The 17,304-nt window shown below is 62.0% G+C and carries 11 protein-coding genes; all 11 read left to right on the forward strand.

Annotated features, from left to right (window positions below; all coding sequences use genetic code 11):
* Nucleotides 1-134 precede the first annotated feature (134 nt).
* The 11 genes from G485_RS0118875 to G485_RS0118930 all read left to right on the forward strand — a co-directional run bounded on the left by G485_RS0118875 (nucleotide 135) and on the right by G485_RS0118930 (nucleotide 16,786).
* Entirely contained in the window at nucleotides 135-1,949 is a 1,815-nt protein-coding gene (locus G485_RS0118875; RefSeq protein ID WP_027093804.1) for a heparinase II/III family protein, read from the forward strand.
* Between the two features lie 17 nt (nucleotides 1,950-1,966).
* Nucleotides 1,967-3,103, forward strand: coding sequence for a glycoside hydrolase family 88 protein (locus G485_RS0118880; protein ID WP_027093805.1), 1,137 nt, complete (start codon nucleotides 1,967-1,969; stop codon nucleotides 3,101-3,103).
* A gap of 76 nt (nucleotides 3,104-3,179) precedes the next feature.
* Entirely contained in the window at nucleotides 3,180-5,024 is a 1,845-nt protein-coding gene (locus G485_RS27325) for a DUF2264 domain-containing protein (RefSeq protein WP_035157257.1), read from the forward strand.
* Between the two features lie 469 nt (nucleotides 5,025-5,493).
* Complete coding sequence (locus G485_RS0118895) at nucleotides 5,494-6,633, forward strand: GntR family transcriptional regulator (RefSeq protein ID WP_027093807.1); 1,140 nt, start codon at nucleotides 5,494-5,496, stop codon at nucleotides 6,631-6,633.
* Between the two features lie 1,140 nt (nucleotides 6,634-7,773).
* Nucleotides 7,774-9,699 (forward strand): glycoside hydrolase family 76 protein, encoded by a 1,926-nt coding sequence (locus G485_RS0118900; RefSeq protein WP_027093808.1) that lies wholly within the window; start codon nucleotides 7,774-7,776, stop codon nucleotides 9,697-9,699.
* A 24-nt stretch (nucleotides 9,700-9,723) separates the two neighbouring features.
* Complete coding sequence (locus G485_RS0118905; RefSeq protein ID WP_240489207.1) at nucleotides 9,724-10,800, forward strand: glycoside hydrolase family 76 protein; 1,077 nt, start codon at nucleotides 9,724-9,726, stop codon at nucleotides 10,798-10,800.
* Between the two features lie 35 nt (nucleotides 10,801-10,835).
* The gene (locus G485_RS0118910) at nucleotides 10,836-12,128 is read left to right on the forward strand and encodes a glycoside hydrolase family 125 protein (RefSeq protein ID WP_027093810.1); all 1,293 of its coding nucleotides are present in this window, start codon (nucleotides 10,836-10,838) and stop codon (nucleotides 12,126-12,128) included.
* A gap of 64 nt (nucleotides 12,129-12,192) precedes the next feature.
* Nucleotides 12,193-13,527 carry an ABC transporter substrate-binding protein gene (locus G485_RS0118915; RefSeq protein ID WP_027093811.1) on the forward strand — a complete coding sequence of 445 codons (1,335 nt, stop codon included), beginning with the start codon at nucleotides 12,193-12,195 and terminating at the stop codon, nucleotides 13,525-13,527.
* A 57-nt stretch (nucleotides 13,528-13,584) separates the two neighbouring features.
* Nucleotides 13,585-14,472, forward strand: a complete 888-nt coding sequence (locus tag G485_RS0118920) for a carbohydrate ABC transporter permease (RefSeq protein ID WP_027093812.1) — start codon at nucleotides 13,585-13,587, stop codon at nucleotides 14,470-14,472.
* 12 nt (nucleotides 14,473-14,484) lie between these two features.
* Complete coding sequence (locus tag G485_RS0118925; protein ID WP_035157262.1) at nucleotides 14,485-15,408, forward strand: carbohydrate ABC transporter permease; 924 nt, start codon at nucleotides 14,485-14,487, stop codon at nucleotides 15,406-15,408.
* A gap of 322 nt (nucleotides 15,409-15,730) precedes the next feature.
* Entirely contained in the window at nucleotides 15,731-16,786 is a 1,056-nt protein-coding gene (locus tag G485_RS0118930) for a glycoside hydrolase family 76 protein (protein ID WP_027093814.1), read from the forward strand.
* Nucleotides 16,787-17,304: the final 518 nt, after the last annotated feature.

Genomic DNA, 17,304 nt, shown 5'->3' on the forward strand with positions numbered 1-17,304 from the left:
TGAAGCTGTAAGGTCGAAAAACGACCTTACAGGCACGAACTGGGCCGCGCATGAAGCCGTAAGGTCGAAAAACGACCTTACGGGCACGAACTGAGCCGCGCAATACGGCCACATGGAAGGAGGGCATTCCGAAGATGACGGAAAGCCGCCAAGCCGCCCTTGAGACACTGCTGGCGGATTCGTCGCCGGCCGATCGTCGGCTTTACTACGGCGACGACGGCCAGGAGGCGTTCTGGGCGAACGTCCGGACGTCGCCGGCATACGAGCTTCCCGTACGGGAAATCCGGGAAGAAGGGGAGCGTCTCCGAAGGGAGCCGACGCCGGAATTGACGTACGGCCTGTTCTCGATCTATGCGAGGCGGGGAACGCGCCTGGAATATGAAAGCGTATACTTCGAACGCCGCCGCCGGTTGAACACGTTCGCGCTGCTCGCGCTGCTGGAGCCGGAGGAGCCCGCCTGGAGCGAGGCGCTGTGCGACGCGATCTGGACCGTCTGCAACGAATACACGTGGTGCCTGCCGGCGCACGTGAAGGGGAGCAGCGCCGACATTCGGGCGACGATCGATCTGTTCGCCGCCGAGACCGGGTTTACGCTCAGCGAGATCGGGCTGCTGCTGGAGGACCGGCTGCCCGCGCTGCTGCGGGAGCGGATCGCCGAAGAGACGGAAGCGAGGCTGTTCCGCCCCTATCTGACGATGGGGCCGCATTCCTGGGAGAGTGCCCGCCACAATTGGTCCGCCGTCTGCGCGGGCTCGATCGGCTCGGCGGCGCTGCTGTCGGTTCGGGAGCCCGGGCGGCTCGCGGAGATCGTCCGGAAGGCGCTGGGCAGCATCGAGTGCTTCTTGAGCGGATACGGCGAAGACGGGGCGTGCCTGGAGGGCCTCGGCTATTGGAATTACGGCTTCGGGTATTTCGTTTATTTCGCGGATTTGTTGAAAAAACGGACGGACGGAGCGATCGACCTGTTCCGGAGCGAGAAAGTCCGCACCATCGCGGCGTTTCAGCAGAAAGCCTATCTGGACGGCGACCGGACGGTCAATTTCTCCGATTCCGTTCCGCAGGCGCGGGTGCATATCGGGCTCGCCCATTACTTGAGGAGCGTGTACGGCGAGGAAGTGGAGCTCCCCCCGCTGACGCTGCGAGCCGCCTACACGGACGACCCTTGCAGCCGGTGGGCGCCCGCTCTCCGCAATCTGCTCTGGTTCGATCCGCGCAAGGGAGGGGAAGATTGGCGGGCTTCCGATTACTACTTGCCCGACGCGCAGTGGCTCGTGTCCCGCCATACTACCGGTTCCGGCCGATTCGGCTTCGCCGCGAAAGGCGGAAACAACGGCGAGCCGCACAACCATAACGACATCGGCCAGTTCATCTTGCTGGCGGACGGCGAGACGTTCGCCGCCGATCTGGGCAGCGGGGAATATACGCAAGCCTATTTCGGCGAAGGAAGGTACGCATATGGCTGCAACGGCTCGCAGGGGCATTCGGTGCCGATCGTGGACGGGAGGCTGCAGTCGGAAGGAGCGGAGAGCGCGGCCGTTGTGCTGGAAGCTTCGATCGGCGACGGCGAGGACCGGCTGAAGCTCGAGATGGCCTCGGCTTACCGGCTGTCTCATCTGAAGTCGCTCGTCCGCAGCTTCGTCTGGCGGAAAACGGCGCTTCCGTCCCTGGAGCTGACGGACGAATTCCGGTTCGAGCGCAAGCCGGACGGCATCGTCGAACGGATCGTCACGCGCATTCGCCCGGTGCTGGCCGAAGGAGAAGTGCTGCTCCGAGGAACGGGCGGCCGCTCGCTGGCGATCCGGTACGACGGCGCAAACCTCACGCCGCGCGTCGAGAGCCGTTCGTACCGCGATCATTTTGGCCGAGACGCCCGTTGGTACGCCATCGATTTCACGCTTGCCGGCACGGACTTGTTCCAAACCGTCAGGCTGCAATTCCAATTTCTATGACCGGGAGGAACGATCGGATGTCGAATACGGCGGCATTGGACTGGTTGGAAGAAGCATGGAGGCAAGCGGGCGCCAAAACGCTCCGCAACGGCGCAAGGATCGGCTCGAACTTTCCCCATGCGAGCCAAGGCGGGGTTTACGTCTGCGAAGAGCCGCATTGGTGGACCGCCGGCTTCTGGCCGGGAATGCTCTGGCTGTTCTATCGGGAAAACGGCGAGGAGACGCTCCGCCGTCTGGCGGAGGCGTGCGAGGAGCGGCTGGACGACGTGCTGCGGGAGTATACGAAGCTGGACCACGACCTGGGCTTCATGTGGACGCTGACGAGCGTCGCTTCCTACAAGATCACCGGGAACGCGGAGTCGCGCCGCCGGGCGCTGCAGGCGGCGAACTATTTGGCCGGCCGCTTCAATTTGAAAGGGCGGTTCATCCGCGCCTGGAACCCCTGGTCGGCGGGGCAGGACAACGCCGGGATCGCGATTATCGATTGCGCGATGAACGTGCCGCTGCTGTTCTGGGCGACGGCGGAGAGCGGGGACCCGCGCTACCGCCATATCGCCGAAGCGCATCTGGATACGGTGCTCGAGCGGTTCGTCCGCTCCGACGGCTCCGTCTATCATATCGTCCGTTTCGATCCGCTTACGGGCGACTTCGTGGAAGGAATCGGCGGCCAAGGCTACGCGCCGGAATCGGCCTGGTCGAGAGGGACGGCCTGGGCGCTCTACGGCTTGACGCTCGGCTACCATCATGCCGGCAAGCCGGCTTATTTGGACGCCGCCAAGCGGGTCGCGCATTTTTTCCTGGCCAATTTGCCGGAGGATCGCGTGCCGCATTGGGATTTCCGCCTGCCCCCCGAAGTGACGAAGTATCGCGACTCGTCGGCAGGGGCCTGCGCGGCCAGCGGCCTGCTGCTGCTCGCGGAGAAGGTCGGCCGGACAGAGGCGGAGCTTTACCGGGGCGCGGCGATCCGGATGCTGGAATCGCTGTACCGCAACTACGGGGCTTGGGACGATCCGAACGAGGAAGGCTTGATCCTGCACGGGACGAGCCATTATCCGGAAGGCAAAAACGTCGACGTGCCGCTCATTTACGGAGACTACTTCTTCGTGGAAGGGCTGTCGCGCCTGCGGGGCAACGATACGATTTTCTGGCAATAGACGGACGCTGCGGGAAGGCGGGCGTAATCGATCGGCAGCCTGATCTTGAAACCGGACAACGGGAGAGGGAACGACCATGGACAAGACGAGTTTGGCGATCGCGGACAACCCGCTGCGGACCCGGGACGATCTGAAGCGGGCGTTCGAGACGCTGTGCGAACCGCTCACAAGCCGCTACAGCGAAGGCCGGGCGAGATTGCGCCTGGGGGCGACCGGTGCGAGCTTCCCGCCCGAGGTCGCCGAGATGGAAGGCTTTTCCCGCGTATTATGGGGAATGGTCCCCTACCTGGCCGGGGGCGGCAGCCCGGAAGGGCTATGGCAGACGTGCCTGCAAGGCATCGTGAACGGCACCGATCCGGATCATGCGGAATATTGGGGCGACACGCGGGATTATGACCAGCGGCTGGTCGAGATGGCTGCCTTCGGCTTCGCGCTCGCGCTCGTTCCGGAACGGATCTGGGAGCCGCTCGGCGAGCGGGAGAGAAGCAACTTGTACGCTTGGCTGAATCAAATCAACCGCCGTCCGGTGTACGACTGCAATTGGCTCTTTTTTCAGGTGCTGGTCAACATCGGGTTTCGGAAAAGCGGGCTGCCGTACGACAGGGAGCAGACGGAGCGGAATTTGCGCCGCATCGACGATTTTTACATCGGGGACGGCTGGTACGCGGACGGGGTCGGCGGGCATAGCGATTATTATGTTCCGTTCGCCCTCCATTACTACGGCTTGCTGTACGCCAAGCTGATGGAAGCGGAAGACCCGGAGCGGGCGCGCGTCTACCGGGAGCGGGCGGCGGCGTTCGCCGGGCCGTTTCTGGCCTGGTTCGCGGAGGACGGCTCCGCCGTGCCGTACGGCCGCAGCCTGACGTACCGCTTCGCGCAGTCCGCCTTCTGGAGCGCGCTGGCGTTCGCGGGCGGCGGCGCGGTGCCGATGGGCGCGCTCAAAGGGCTCGTGCTCCGCAACCTGCGCTGGTGGTTCCGGCAGCCGATCCTGGATGGGAACGGCGTGCTGACGATCGGCTACGCCTATCCGAACCTCGTCATGGCCGAGCAGTACAATTCCCCCGGTTCTCCTTACTGGGCGCTCAAAACGTTCCTGCCGCTGGCGCTGCCGGAAGACCATCCGTTCTGGCGGGCCGAGGAGCTGCCCCTGCCGAAGACGGCGCCGCTGTCCGTCCAGCGGCCCGCCCATCTCGTCGCCTGCCGGCAGGAGGACGCCGATCACGTCGTCCTCTTCAACGCCGGCCATCCGTCGACGAACGAGCACGCGCACACTTCCGCCAAATACGAGAAGTTTGCGTACTCGACGGCGTTCGGCTTCAGCGTGCCGAAGGCCGAATGGGGGCTGAGCCAGGGGGCCTTCGATTCGATGCTCGCGCTCAGCGAAGCCGGAGACAACTTGTATCGCGTCCGCCGACGCAACGAGGAGACGGCGATCGGAGACGACGGTCATCTGTTCGCCCGATGGAAGCCGTGGACGGACGTGGAAGTGTGCAGCTGGATCGTGCCGGGATTGCCTTGGCATCTGCGGGTTCATCGGGTGACGACGGGGAGGGAGCTCGACGCCGCCGAGGGCGGCTTCGCCCTTGGGCTGCAGGGGGACACGAGGCTTGCGGTTTCGGACGGGGAGGCGACCGCGGCGGGTTCGCTCGGGGTTAGCGGCATCCGCAGCTTGCTCGGGTACGAGGCGGCGGACAACGTTCAGGCGCAGGCGAACACGAACGTTCTTCATCCGCGAACCGTTATCCCCACGCTTAAGGCGAGGTTGGGCGCCGGAACGCATTGGCTGGCGGCAGCGGTGCTGGGCCGGCCGGGCGGCGCTCCCGCTGTCCCGGAGAGCGGCTTCCGGGTCGTACCTGAAGCGGACGGCGTCCGCATCGAAAGGGCGGGTGCCCTCGTTGCGCGTCTAAATCGGGTATGTTAAGATAACACTTAAAGAAGGAGGCTGCGCCACAGCCTCCCCGCACAACTGCTTTGGCGGGAATGCCCCCCGAGCGGATCAGAGGAAATAACCCGTCACCTGGCGCGAACCTGGGCGGGTTATTTTCGTTTTAAGTACGTGAGCAACGCCAGGAGAAACATCCCCAGCATCATCACTTCCTGGAACGAAAATTCCATAGGCACCACCTCCTTTCGGAGGCAGCTTCTCCCGCCCAAGCGAGTTGCGCTTCTTCCATGATACCATTTTCCCCCAAGCGCCGCGAGGTTAAGAATTCGACACTCCGACATTCCGACGCGTTCTCGGAATCGGTTCAACCGCCGGATCTCCGTCTGTTTCCTTGTCCTCTCGAATATACTCGCTTCACAAGCCCAATATATCATGATATATTATTATGTATATAATGAATGCGGTTTAGAAACGGAAGGGGTGCGGGCCAAGGATGTCGGGGCCGATGTACGAGAAAATATACGATGCGCTCAAGGAAGAGATCCGGTCGGGGCAATACGGCATAGGCGACCGCGTACCGTCCGAGAAGGAGCTTGCGGATGCGTACAATGTCAGCCGGATTACGAGCAAGAAAGCGCTGGAGCTGCTCGCGGAAGCGGGCATCATCGTCCGCAAGCCGGGCAAAGGGTCGTTCGTGGCGGACCCGGAGGCGCGGCCGGCCGCGGCTTCGCCGTCAGCCGCCAAGAGCGGCGCCAGGGGCGGGGCTGACGCGAAGCTGCTGATCGGGCTCGTCATGACCGATTTCAGCGACAGCTACGGCACGGGGCTCATCTACGGCATGGAGGAAGCCTCCAGGCGGAACGACAGCTACCTCATTTTGCGGCGGACGTTCGGCATTCCCTCGTACGAGGAGGAAGCGATCAAAGGCTTGCGGGAGCTCGGGGTGGACGGGCTGATTATCTTCCCCGCGCAAGGCGAATATTTCAACGCGGAAATTTTGAAGCTGGTCATCGACAAGTTCCCATTCGTGCTGGTGGACCGCCACCTGAAAGGCATCTCGGCAGGCTCGATCAGCACGGACAACGTATCCGCCGCCAAGCGGGGCATCGATTACCTGTTCGAGCTGGGGCACCGGCATATCGCTTTGCTGACGCCGCCTCCGATGGACACGACCGCGGTCGAGGAGCGGATCGAAGGCTTCGTGCAGGCGCATGCGGAGAAGGGCGTCGTCGTCGACCGGGAGCTGTGGCTCGAAGACATTACATCGACGCTGCCAAACGCTTACACCGAGGAGAACAAGGCGAAGGATGTCGAGAAAATCAAGCGGCATCTGCTCGGGCATCCGGAGATTACGGCGATTTTCGCCATGGAGTACAACATCGCCCTGCTTGCCGCCGAGGCGGCCAAGCAACTGAAGCTGGACGTGCCGCGCGAGCTGTCGATCGTCTGCTTCGATTGTCCGGACAACAGCGGCGCGTTCCCTTTTACGCATCTGCGGCAAAATCAGGAGGAGATCGGCCGGCTTGCTTTCGAGCACGTGCTGCGGCTGAGGAAAGGCCAGACCGTTCCGAGCAAAATTGCGCTTGAGGCGGAGCTTGTCCTTGGAGGCTCGACGGCCGAAGCTGCGAAAAAGGTGCATCCGTAGGGCGGACGGGGAGGAGCGTTGGTGGGCGACGCTATTTTGCGTGGTAGGGTCGAAAACCGACCTTACAGCCTCGCTCGCGCGCCGGTTGCGCGCTGTAAGCCGCAGATGCCGGGTTACAACGCGGGCTCGCGGAGTTTGTGCTGCTGTAAGCCGCAGATGTCGGGTTACAGAGGCGGGGTGCGGAGTTTGAGCTGCTGCAAGCCGCAGATGTCGGGTTACAGGGCCGTGCTGCGGGGTTAGTGTCTCTGCAAGCCGCAGATGCCGGGTTGCACATCGTCAGGCAACGGAGCCTTCTTCAAGTACCGGTCCAGGCGGTGCTCAGCAATATGTTCCGAAAAAAAGGGGGTTAAACGGTTTTAGGTAGTGCATTAGGGCGAGTTTTGTAGCATCCTTATCTATGGTTCTCCTTATGATTAGGATTTGGACAGGACTACCTTCCACCTAATTATAAGGTTTTTTTATGCGGATGCCCCAAGAAATCCAATCTTGGGGTATTTTTCTTGCGGAATGGGGCTTGACAAAAGTAGAGCATAAATCGACTTTACAGCTCCGCACGGTTACGCGCTGCAGGGTCAAAAACTTCAGATCCTTGTCTCGTTCAAGATTCGATCAGAATATGCCTTGGCTCCTACGGACCTGGAATCCGTTATTTCACGCCTGGAAGCCTATTCCGAATTGTAACGGACACAGGATCCGTTATAGGCTTCAAACCGTACCCCCAACGAGGAAAATCCGACGCATAGCGGAACCAGGGTCCGTTACAATATCAAAAACGCGATTTTGGGACAAATAACGGCCCCTGTGTCCGTTAGCGTTCGGGGCCCTGCTCTGCTCGCCCGGTCATGCTCCATGAAGCCCTACAGACGCCAAAGGCGTTCAGACGGTCGAGAAAGTCCCGACCGTCGGCTTGGGAAAAAAAGCCGGACCAATCATTGGCAGCTCGAAAACCGACCTTACAGCCTCGCCGATAATCGTCCCCCTGCGCCCGTCGGGGCTTTTTTTTGTTTTTAAGCATATAAAATAATATATTGATATGTAAAAATAAACTTTATCCCGAAATAAATATATTGACATAAGGTTGTTATGACATTATATTTATCCTTGTAAGCGTTTTACATAAGCGCGAAGGGGATGATCTTTATGAAGCGGGCAAGAAGAAGGTTCGCGTGGCTGGCCGCCGTTCCGCTGCTGTCGGCTCTCACATTCCCGGTCGGACCCGGCAAGACGGAAGCTTTTACATCGGCCAACGCGACCGCGGCGATGAACAGCTTTCTGAACTCGTTCTACGATTCCTCTCAGCAATACTTCTACACGAACAGCGATCATCAGATTCACGCCCACGCCTCGGGGCCCCAGAACGGGCTTTACACCGATTACTGGTGGGAAGCCCAGCTGTGGCAGACGGTCATGGACGCCTACGAACGGACAGGGAGCCAGACGTATTACGATCTGATCGGCGATATTTACGACGGCTTCCGGAACGCTTATCCCGACTGGAGCGCGAATCCGTTCAACGACGATATCGGCTGGTGGGCGCTGGGCGCGCTCCGGGCATACGACATTACGGGCGACACGCGTTACAAGACGGTAGCCAAAGACATGTTCGACCACCTCTGGCAATCGTGGAGCAGCGACTTCGGCGGCGGCATCTGGTGGAACACGATCGGCCACGAGCCGCAGAAGAACGTCGCGACGAACGCGACGGCGGCCGAGATCGCGATGAAGCTGTATCGCATCTATAACGATTCCTCCTACTTGACCAAGGCGGAACAGCTTTACGATTGGGTCGAGGATACCCTCTATGCGGGCGATGGCTACGTCTACGACCAGTACCGGCAGGGCGAAGGGCTGAAGGACTGGGAGTTCACCTACAACTTCGGCATGTTCGCCGGCGCTTCGCTTGCGATGTACGAAGAGACGAACGACAGCCATTATTTGCAAAACGCCACCGACAGCGTGGATTGGGTCATCGATCATATGACGGCCGACGGGAGCAGCTTGTTGTACGAGGGAGAGGACGATACGGCGCTTTTCAAAATGATTTTCGCCCGCAACGTCCGCAACCTGATCGACGGGGCCAATCAGACCCAGTACGAGAGCTTCCTTACGTTTAACGCGAGCCAGGCCTGGAACCACCGGCGCGCGGCCGACGGCCTCATCGGGCCGGACTGGACGATGACGCCGGGCGGCGGCTTTATCCAGAGCAGCGCGGCGGGGGCGGGCGTCTCGATTCTGTTCCTCGCGAATCCCGACGGCGGGAGCGGAACGGTCGTCGGACCGGGCCCCTACGAAGCGGAGAACGCGCTGCGAACGGGCGTGCCGAACGAGCAGAACGCTTACGAGAACGCGGGGTACAGCGGAAGAGGCTACGTCGCCGGGTGGAACGCGAACGACACCTACGTGACATTCCCCGTCAACGTCCTGGCCGCCGGCAGCTACGATTTGACGTTCCGGTACAGCGCCGGAGCGGGCAACGCGTCGAGGGAGCTGAAGGTGAACGGAACGACGGTGCAGGCGGCGCTCGCTTTCGCCGGAACGGGCAACTGGACGACGTGGAACACGGTGACGGTGGGCGTTCCGCTGAGCGCAGGCACGAATCTTGTCCGCCTGGCGTTCGAGAACGCGTCCGGAAGCTCGAACTACCTCAATCTCGACAGGCTGACGGTTCAGCAAAATCAAACGTACGAAGCCGAAGCCGGCACGCTTCACGGCCTTGGCACGGAAGCGACTTACGCCGGATATACGGGAACGGGCTACGTGGCGGGCTGGAACGGCGACGGCCAATGGGTGGATTTTGCGGTCCAAGCGGACCGGGACGGCCTCTATATGCTGACCTTCCGCTACGCGGCCGGAGCGGGGGCGGCAAGCCGCTATCTTTATGTCAACGGCGCGAGCGTCGCGGCCAATCTGGCCTTCGCCGGAACGGCAAGCTGGTCGTCCTACGCGACCGTCACGGTCGGCAACGTTCCGTTGCACGCGGGCGGCAATACGGTCTCCCTGATCTACGACAGCTCCAAAGGCAGCGCCAACGATTTGAATCTCGACAATCTGAAGGTGACCTCCTGACCCTGCATGAAAGGATGAGCGACTTTGAACCTTGCGAATAACGCCCCCGTCTCCATCGCGCCCGAGTCTCTGAGAACGAGAGCCGAGACGGCGCAGGAAGAGCTGCTCTACAATTTCTGGAACGAAGAGCTCGGCATGATGAATCAGGTCGCTCCCTACAAGCCCGGCTGTAACGACCATTTCATTTACTGGTGGCACGCTCATGCGATCGACGCGCTCGCCGACGGCTACGAACGGACGAGAAACTCCGCTTACCTGGAGCGGATCGACCGGATCGTCGAAGGGGTTCGGAAGCTGAACGGCGGCACGCTGCTGCACAACTATTACGACGACATGGAGTGGATGGCGCTGGCGCTGCTTCGCGTCTACGACGCCGCCAAGCGGGAGAAAGACCGCAAGGACGTCGCCGTCCTCTGGGCGAGCATCCGGACCGCCTGGAACGGACACATGGGCGGCGGCATGGCCTGGAAGAAGGACCAGCTCGATTACAAAAATACGCCGGCCAACGCGCCCGCTTCGATTCTGGCGTCCCGCCTGTACCAAAGGTTCGGCGATCGGGAAGACCTCGAATGGGCGAAGCGGATCTACGACTGGAACAAGGCCAACCTCGTCGATCCGCAGACCGGCTTCGTCTGGGACGGCATGAACCGGCTCGGCGACGGCAAGATCGATTACGACTGGGCGTACACGTACTGCCAGGGCGTGTTCGTCGGGGCGGGCCTCGAGCTGTACCGCATCACGGGCCGGACGGACTATCTGGAAGACGCGATGCGCACCGCGCGGACCGCGATCGGACGCTTCGCCGACCCGGACACGGGGCTGCTTCCGGACGAAGGCAAAGACGATTGCGGCCTGTTCAAAGGCATTTTCGTCCGCTATTTGCGGGAGCTGCTGCTGCTCCGTCCCGAGCTGGCCGACGTGCGCCGGCTGATCGAGCGGAATGCCGACGTCCTGTGGCGGACGGGCCGCAGCGAACGCGGGCTGATCGCCAGAGCCTGGACCGGTCCCGTCGAGCCGCAGGTTCAGCTTTGCGCCCAGCTCAGCGGCTTGATGCTGCTCGAGATGGCGGCGGCTCTTCCGTTCGTCGCCCAAGAAGGCTAACATACCTAAACCTACCCGAAGGAGGCTGGCCGAGCATAGAACTCTCGCCCTCAACGTTAACCGCCCTGGAAGCGCTGTCCGACCGCATTCGCGAGCGGACGGCGGAGCGCCCGAGGCTGGCCCTCATTTTCCGCAACGCGCTGTCGAACACGCTCAAGACGACGGTGAAGCGAATGCCCGACGGGACGACCTTCGTCATTACCGGCGACATCCCCGCCATGTGGCTCCGGGATTCGGCCGCGCAGGTCCGGCCGTTCCTCGCCCTCGCGGCGGATTCTCCCGAGCTGGCGGACATGATCGAAGGGCTGGTGGCAAGGCAGATTGCCTGCCTGTCGGCGGATCCGTATGCGAACGCTTTCAACGAAGGTCCGACCGGTCAAGGCCATCAGAACGATCGGACCGACATGAAGCCGTGGATTTGGGAGCGTAAGTACGAGATCGATTCGCTTTGCTACCCGATTCATCTGGCTTATCTCCTCTGGAAGAAGACCGGCCGCACCTCCCATCTGGGTTCCGGCTTCGCTTCCGCGGCCCGCATCGTCATCGCCACCTGGCGAACCGAGCAGCATCACGGGACGAAGTCGAGCTACCGGTTCGAGAGGCGGGACTGTCCCCCTTCGGATACGCTGGAGCGCGAAGGAAGAGGGGCGGAGGTCGGCTATACCGGCATGACGTGGTCCGGCTTCCGGCCGAGCGACGACGCCTGCAAATACGGCTATCTCGTGCCGTCCAACATGTTCGCCGTCGTCGCGCTGCGGAACCTGACAGAAATCGCCGACTGCGTCCTGCGGGACGAACCGCTCGCGAAGGACGCCGCCGCGCTGGCGGCGGAGATCGACGCGGGCATCCGCGAGCACGGCATCGTCCGCCATCCGGACTTCGGCCCGATGTACGCCTACGAGACCGACGGCTTCGGGCGGCACCACCTGATGGACGACGCCAACGTGCCGAGCCTGCTGTCGATTCCGTATTTGGGCTACGCGCCCGCGGACGATCCGATCTATCTCAATACGCGCCGCTTCGTTCTCAGCCGCGCGAATCCCTATTACTACGAAGGCCGGGCCGCTTCGGGCGTCGGCAGCCCGCACACGCCGGCGGATTACGTCTGGCCGATCGCGCTGGCCATGCAGGGGCTGACCTCGCCGGACCCGGAAGAGAAGCTGCGGATGCTGGAGCTTATGGCGGCTACCGACGCCGGAACCGGCATGATGCACGAAGGCTTCCACGCGGACGATCCGACGCGGTTCACGCGGGCGTGGTTTTCCTGGGCCAACATGATGTACTGCGAGCTGCTTATGGATTACTGCGGCATCCGGATCGGCGATTGACCGGGTTTCAACCGGGGCTCGTCCCCGTTGGAATAGAGCAAAGATCAAAAGGGAGGCTTACCAAATGAGAAAATGGGTATCTCTGATCGCGCTTGCGGGGGTAACGTCCGCCGTTCTGGCAGGCTGCGGAAGCTCGGGCGGCAGTTCGGAAGGATCGCCGGCGGCGTCATCGTCCGCTTCCGGGGCGTCCGCCGCTCCTTCCGGGAGCAAATCTTCGGGCAAAGCGGTGGAGCTGACGTTCTGGGGCGACTGGAGCGGCGAAGGCCAGAAGCAGTTCCAGACGATGGTCGACGCGTTCAACAAGTCGCAGGATCAAATTCGCGTCAAATACGTCGTGCAGCAGGATTTGATCACGAAGTTTCTGACGGCCGCCACGTCCGGCGGATCTCCCGATATCATGCTGTGGGACCGGTGGCGCACCTCGCTGTACGCGCCCAAAAACGTCCTTCACCCCGTAGACGACTTCCTCCAGAAGGACGGCCTGAACAGGGACGACTTCTATGGAGAAGCGCTAAAGGAGCTTTCGTATAACGGCAAGCTGTACGGCCTTCCGCTGACGGTGGACGCGCGGGCGCTGTTCTACAACAAAAAGCTGCTGACGGACGCCGGCGTCTCCGCGCCGCCGACGAACTGGCAGGAGCTGGAGGAAGCCGCCGTCAAAACGACCAAATGGGACGGCAGCAAGCTTCAGGTCGCGGGCTTCTCCCTGGGCGACAACGGCCTTTTCAATATGTATCTGCAGCAAGCCGGAGGCACGATGCTGACGGATGACGGCAAGACGAACTTCAACAACGACAAGGGCAAAGCGGTGCTGGACTACTGGGATCGGCTGATGAATCAGGACAAGGTGTACAAAATCGGCTTCGAGAAAGGACTCGGCGAATCCACCGACGCGTTCGCGACCGGGAAGCTGGCGATGACGTACACCGGCCCGTGGATGCTGACGACGTACAAGAAGTACGGCAAGGATCTTGACTTCGGCGTCGTGCCGCCGCCGGCCGGGCCGAACGGCGACAAAGGCGCTATCATGGGCGGCTTCGGACTTGTCATTCCGGAAGCCTCGAAGCATCAGCAGGAAGCGTGGGAGTTCATCAAGTGGTGGACGGCGAACAAGGACAACGCGCTGCTGTGGGCCAAAACGAGCCTCAACATCCCGGGCTTCAAGCCGGCGATCGAAGATCCCTTCTTCCAGGACGATCCGTTCTGGAAGCCGTTCCTCGAGACGCTCGAGTTCGCGAAGATCCGTCCGCAGCATCCGGGCTACTCCGTCATGGAGACGGACGCGCTCATCCCGAATCTGGAGCTGTTCCAGCAGAACAAGCAGAGCGCCGAAGACACGCTGAAAAAAGCGCAGCAGCAAGGCGACAAGCTTCTGCAGGACAACGCGGAAGCGAAATGACGGGAAGGGAGGGCAGCCTCCCTTCTCGCGATCGTTCATTCGAGAGGAGGAACGCCGATGGCATCTTACGGCAAGCTGACCCGGCACCAGTCGCGCACGGCCTATCTATTCATCACGCCCACCATGCTGCTGTTTCTGGTGTTCACGGTCATTCCGGTCGTCATGGCGCTCTATTTGAGCTTCACGAATTACGACGTGCTCAGCCGGATGAAGTGGGTCGGCACGGACAACTACAAGCGGCTCTTCGGGGACGTCCTCTACTGGACGACGTTCAAGAACGTCGCTTACTACACCGTCGTCTTCGTGCCGCTCAACATTGCGCTGTCGCTTGGGCTGGCCATGCTGTTCAACTTCCGGCGTCCGGGCGTCCGGCTGTTCCGCGCGATGAGCTACATGCCGACGCTGACGTCGGCGGTGGCGGCGGCGACGGTATGGGTGTGGCTGCTTCATCCCGAATACGGCCTGGTCAACACCATGCTCGGCTATGTCGGCGTGACGGGTCCGGCCTGGCTCGCCCAGACCGAGACGGCGATGCTGTCGATCATTCTCGTGACGCTCTGGCAGACGGTCGGCTCCAACATGATCATCTACATCGCGGGGCTGCAGGGCGTTCCCGATTATTTGTACGAATCGGCGAAGCTGGACGGGGCCACCGCCATAGGCCGCTTCCGCTACATCACGTGGCCGCAGCTTCGGCCGACGACGTTCCTCGTCAGCACGATGTCGATCATCGGCGCGCTGCAGCTTTTCGACCAGGCGTTCGTCCTGACGCAAGGCGGTCCCGGCAACGTCACCAAGACGCCGGTGTACCTCATTTACCAGCAAGGCTTCAACCAGTTGCAAATGGGCTACGCGTCCGCGCAGGCGTTCGTGCTCGCGATCGCGATTCTCATTTTCTCGCTGATCAACATGCGCGTTAACAAATCCGAGGAATCGGTCGTATGAGGGGGAAAAACCATGAGCAGCAAATCCGCCGCCGCCATCGGCGTTTCCGCCGTCCGCAGCCCGTCGGTCCGGGCGTCGCGCACGCTGTGGAACGTTCTGTTCTACGCGGTCGCCATCGTCATCTCGGCCTTCATGTTCCTCCCTTTCTTCTGGAGCCTGATCACCTCGTTCAAGCCGGACGACGAAATTTTCTCCATGCCGATCCGGTGGCTGCCGTCGCGATTGACGCTGGAGCACTACCGGAACGCCTTCACGACCGTTCCCTTCGGCCTTTACTTCTGGAATTCGCTCGTGCTGGCCGTCGCCGGCGTCGTCGCCAACCTGTTCTTCGGCTCGCTCAGCGGTTACGCGTTTGCGAAGCTGCCGTTCCGGCTGAACAAGCCGCTGTTCCGAATCTTGCTCGCGGCCATGATGATTCCGGGCATCGTCACGATGATTCCGAGCTTCTACGTGCTGAAGCACTTCCCGTTCGTCGGCGGCAACGACTGGTACGGAGCGGGCGGCAACGGGCTGCTGAACACGTTCTGGGGCATCATTCTGCCGGGCGCTTCGGGCTCGTTCGCCGTCTTCTTCATGCGGCAGTTTTTCCTGACGCTGCCTTCCGACATGATGGAGGTCGCCCGCATCGAAGGGTGCCGCGAGTTCCGCATTTTCTGGAACGTCTACCTGCCCCTCACCAAGCCCGCGCTCGCCACGCTCGGCATCTTCACCTTCCAGGCCGGGTGGAACAGCTTCCTGTGGCCGATGATCGTGCTGAACGATCCGAACAAGGCGACGATTCAGATGGGGCTGCAGGCGTTCTCCTTCAACCATCAGACCGACTTCGGGCCGATGATGGCGGGAGCGCTCATCGCGGTGCTGCCCATTCTCGTCCTGTTCCTGCTGCTGCAGAAATATTTCGTGCAGGGAATTGCCTTCAGTGGCATCAAAGGGTAACGGTATGGGGCAGCCAGTGGCCGGGAAGAGGGGGAGCGGCGTGACGCAGCGGTCTCTAAGAGGGCAGAGAGTGGCGGAAAAGGAGCGGGGAATCACGCTCAGCGGCGTGAAGGCAGCGGCGTGACGGAAGCGGTCCGGATGAGAGCAGAGAGCGGTGGAAATGGAGCGTGACCTTCTGCGAGCGGCGGCGGTTGCGACGGAACGCCGGCGGAATCCGAAACGGCGCCGGGAACTGGCTTGCGAATCGCCGCGAATAAGGTCCGTCCGGTCTTCAAGTCCGCAGGGGATAGAGAAAAGATAGTGCGATCGGGGAGAGTGGACCATGTTGTGGAACGACCGGGCCGAGCAGGCTCAGCAAGCGCTGGAGCGCGAATTGTGGAATCCGTCCATCCGGATGTACAACATCGAGACGCCCTGCCCGAACGGGGCGTGCAACACGATTTTCCACTACTGGTGGATGGCGCATGCGGCCGACGGGCTGGTCGACGGCTGGCTCCGGACGAACGGAGCTCCGCCGTACGGGGCAAGGCTGGCCGAGCTGCACGACGGCGTTCGCGCGAAGAACGGCGGCGTTTATCCGAATTTGCTGTACGACGACATGGAATGGATGGCGCTCGCCTGGCTGCGGGCGTACGAAGCGACAGGCGAAGAGAAGTACCGGGAGACGGTCCGGGTCTTGTGGGAAGACATCAAGACCGGGTGGAACGACGTCATGGGCGGCGGCATCGCCTGGCACAAGGAGCAGCCCGGCTACAAGAACGCGCCGGCCAACGGGCCGGCGGCCATTCTTGCGGCGCGGCTCGCGAGGTCGGGCGGAGGCGCCGGGGAGCTGGAGTGGGCGGTGAAAATTTACCGCTGGCTGCGCACCCATCTCGTCGACCCGGACAGCGGCTTCGTCTGGGACGGGATGAACCGGCAGGGCGACGGCCGGATCGACAAGAACTGGCGATTCACGTATTGCCAAGGCGTGTTCGTCGGCGCCGCCGTCGAGCTTTACCGGGCGACCGGAGACGCCGCCTATTTGGCGGACGCGTCCCGCACCGCGGCGGCCGCCTTCGCGGAATGGGGCGCGACCGGCCTTCCCGACGAGGGCGACGGGGACGGGGGGCTGTTCAAGGGCATTTTCGTCCGCTATTTGACGGAGCTTGTCGTCGAGCAGCGGGCCGCCGGGCATGTTTCGCCTTACGCGGCCTGGCTGCTGCGCAGCGCTTCCGGCTTGTGGGAACGCGGCCGGGACGCGCGGCGGGGCCTGTTCGGCCCGGATTGGGAGCGGGTCCCGCCAGGACGGGTGCCGCTTAGCGCCCATCTAAGCGGCGTCTTCCTGATGGAACGGATGGCCGAGCTGGAGCGGCGGGGCCTTCTGCCCGCGGGCGGATAAGCCGCAACGGCGGTGACTATTGCCTGTGGGCGCATCAGCCGCGGCTTGGCGTTCCGTTCTTCGTCTGGGATGCGCCGCTCTCCCTCTTTTCTGCGGGCATGCAGGTCTCTAGAGATACCTTCCATTTTTTATCCCGGTAACGGACTCGGCAACCCAACAAGCTACTCTCCTTCGGAGGAGGGCAAACGTGTCGCTTGACTTTGAGTATACTCAAAGTCGTAAATTGAACTTTACAGCGAGCAATGGAGGCGCCGCGTAGGCTATAAAGACGATTTTCGACTTTACAGCGAGCAATGGGGTCTCCGCGCGGGCTGTAAAGACGATTTTCGACTTTACAGGGGGCAATGGAGGCGCCGCATAGGCTGTAAAGACGATTTTCGACTTTACAGCGAGCAATGGGGCCTCCGCGCGGGCTGTAAAGACGATTTTCGACTTTACAGGGGGCAATCGGGACGCCGCGGGTGGTGCAATTTCGATATTAGAGCGGGCACTCGGCGCGGTTCGGCGGTCGGACGGCC

Origin of the sequence: Cohnella thermotolerans DSM 17683, from assembly GCF_000429825.1 — a bacterium.
GTDB classification, from domain to species: Bacteria; Bacillota; Bacilli; order Paenibacillales; family Paenibacillaceae; genus Cohnella; species Cohnella thermotolerans.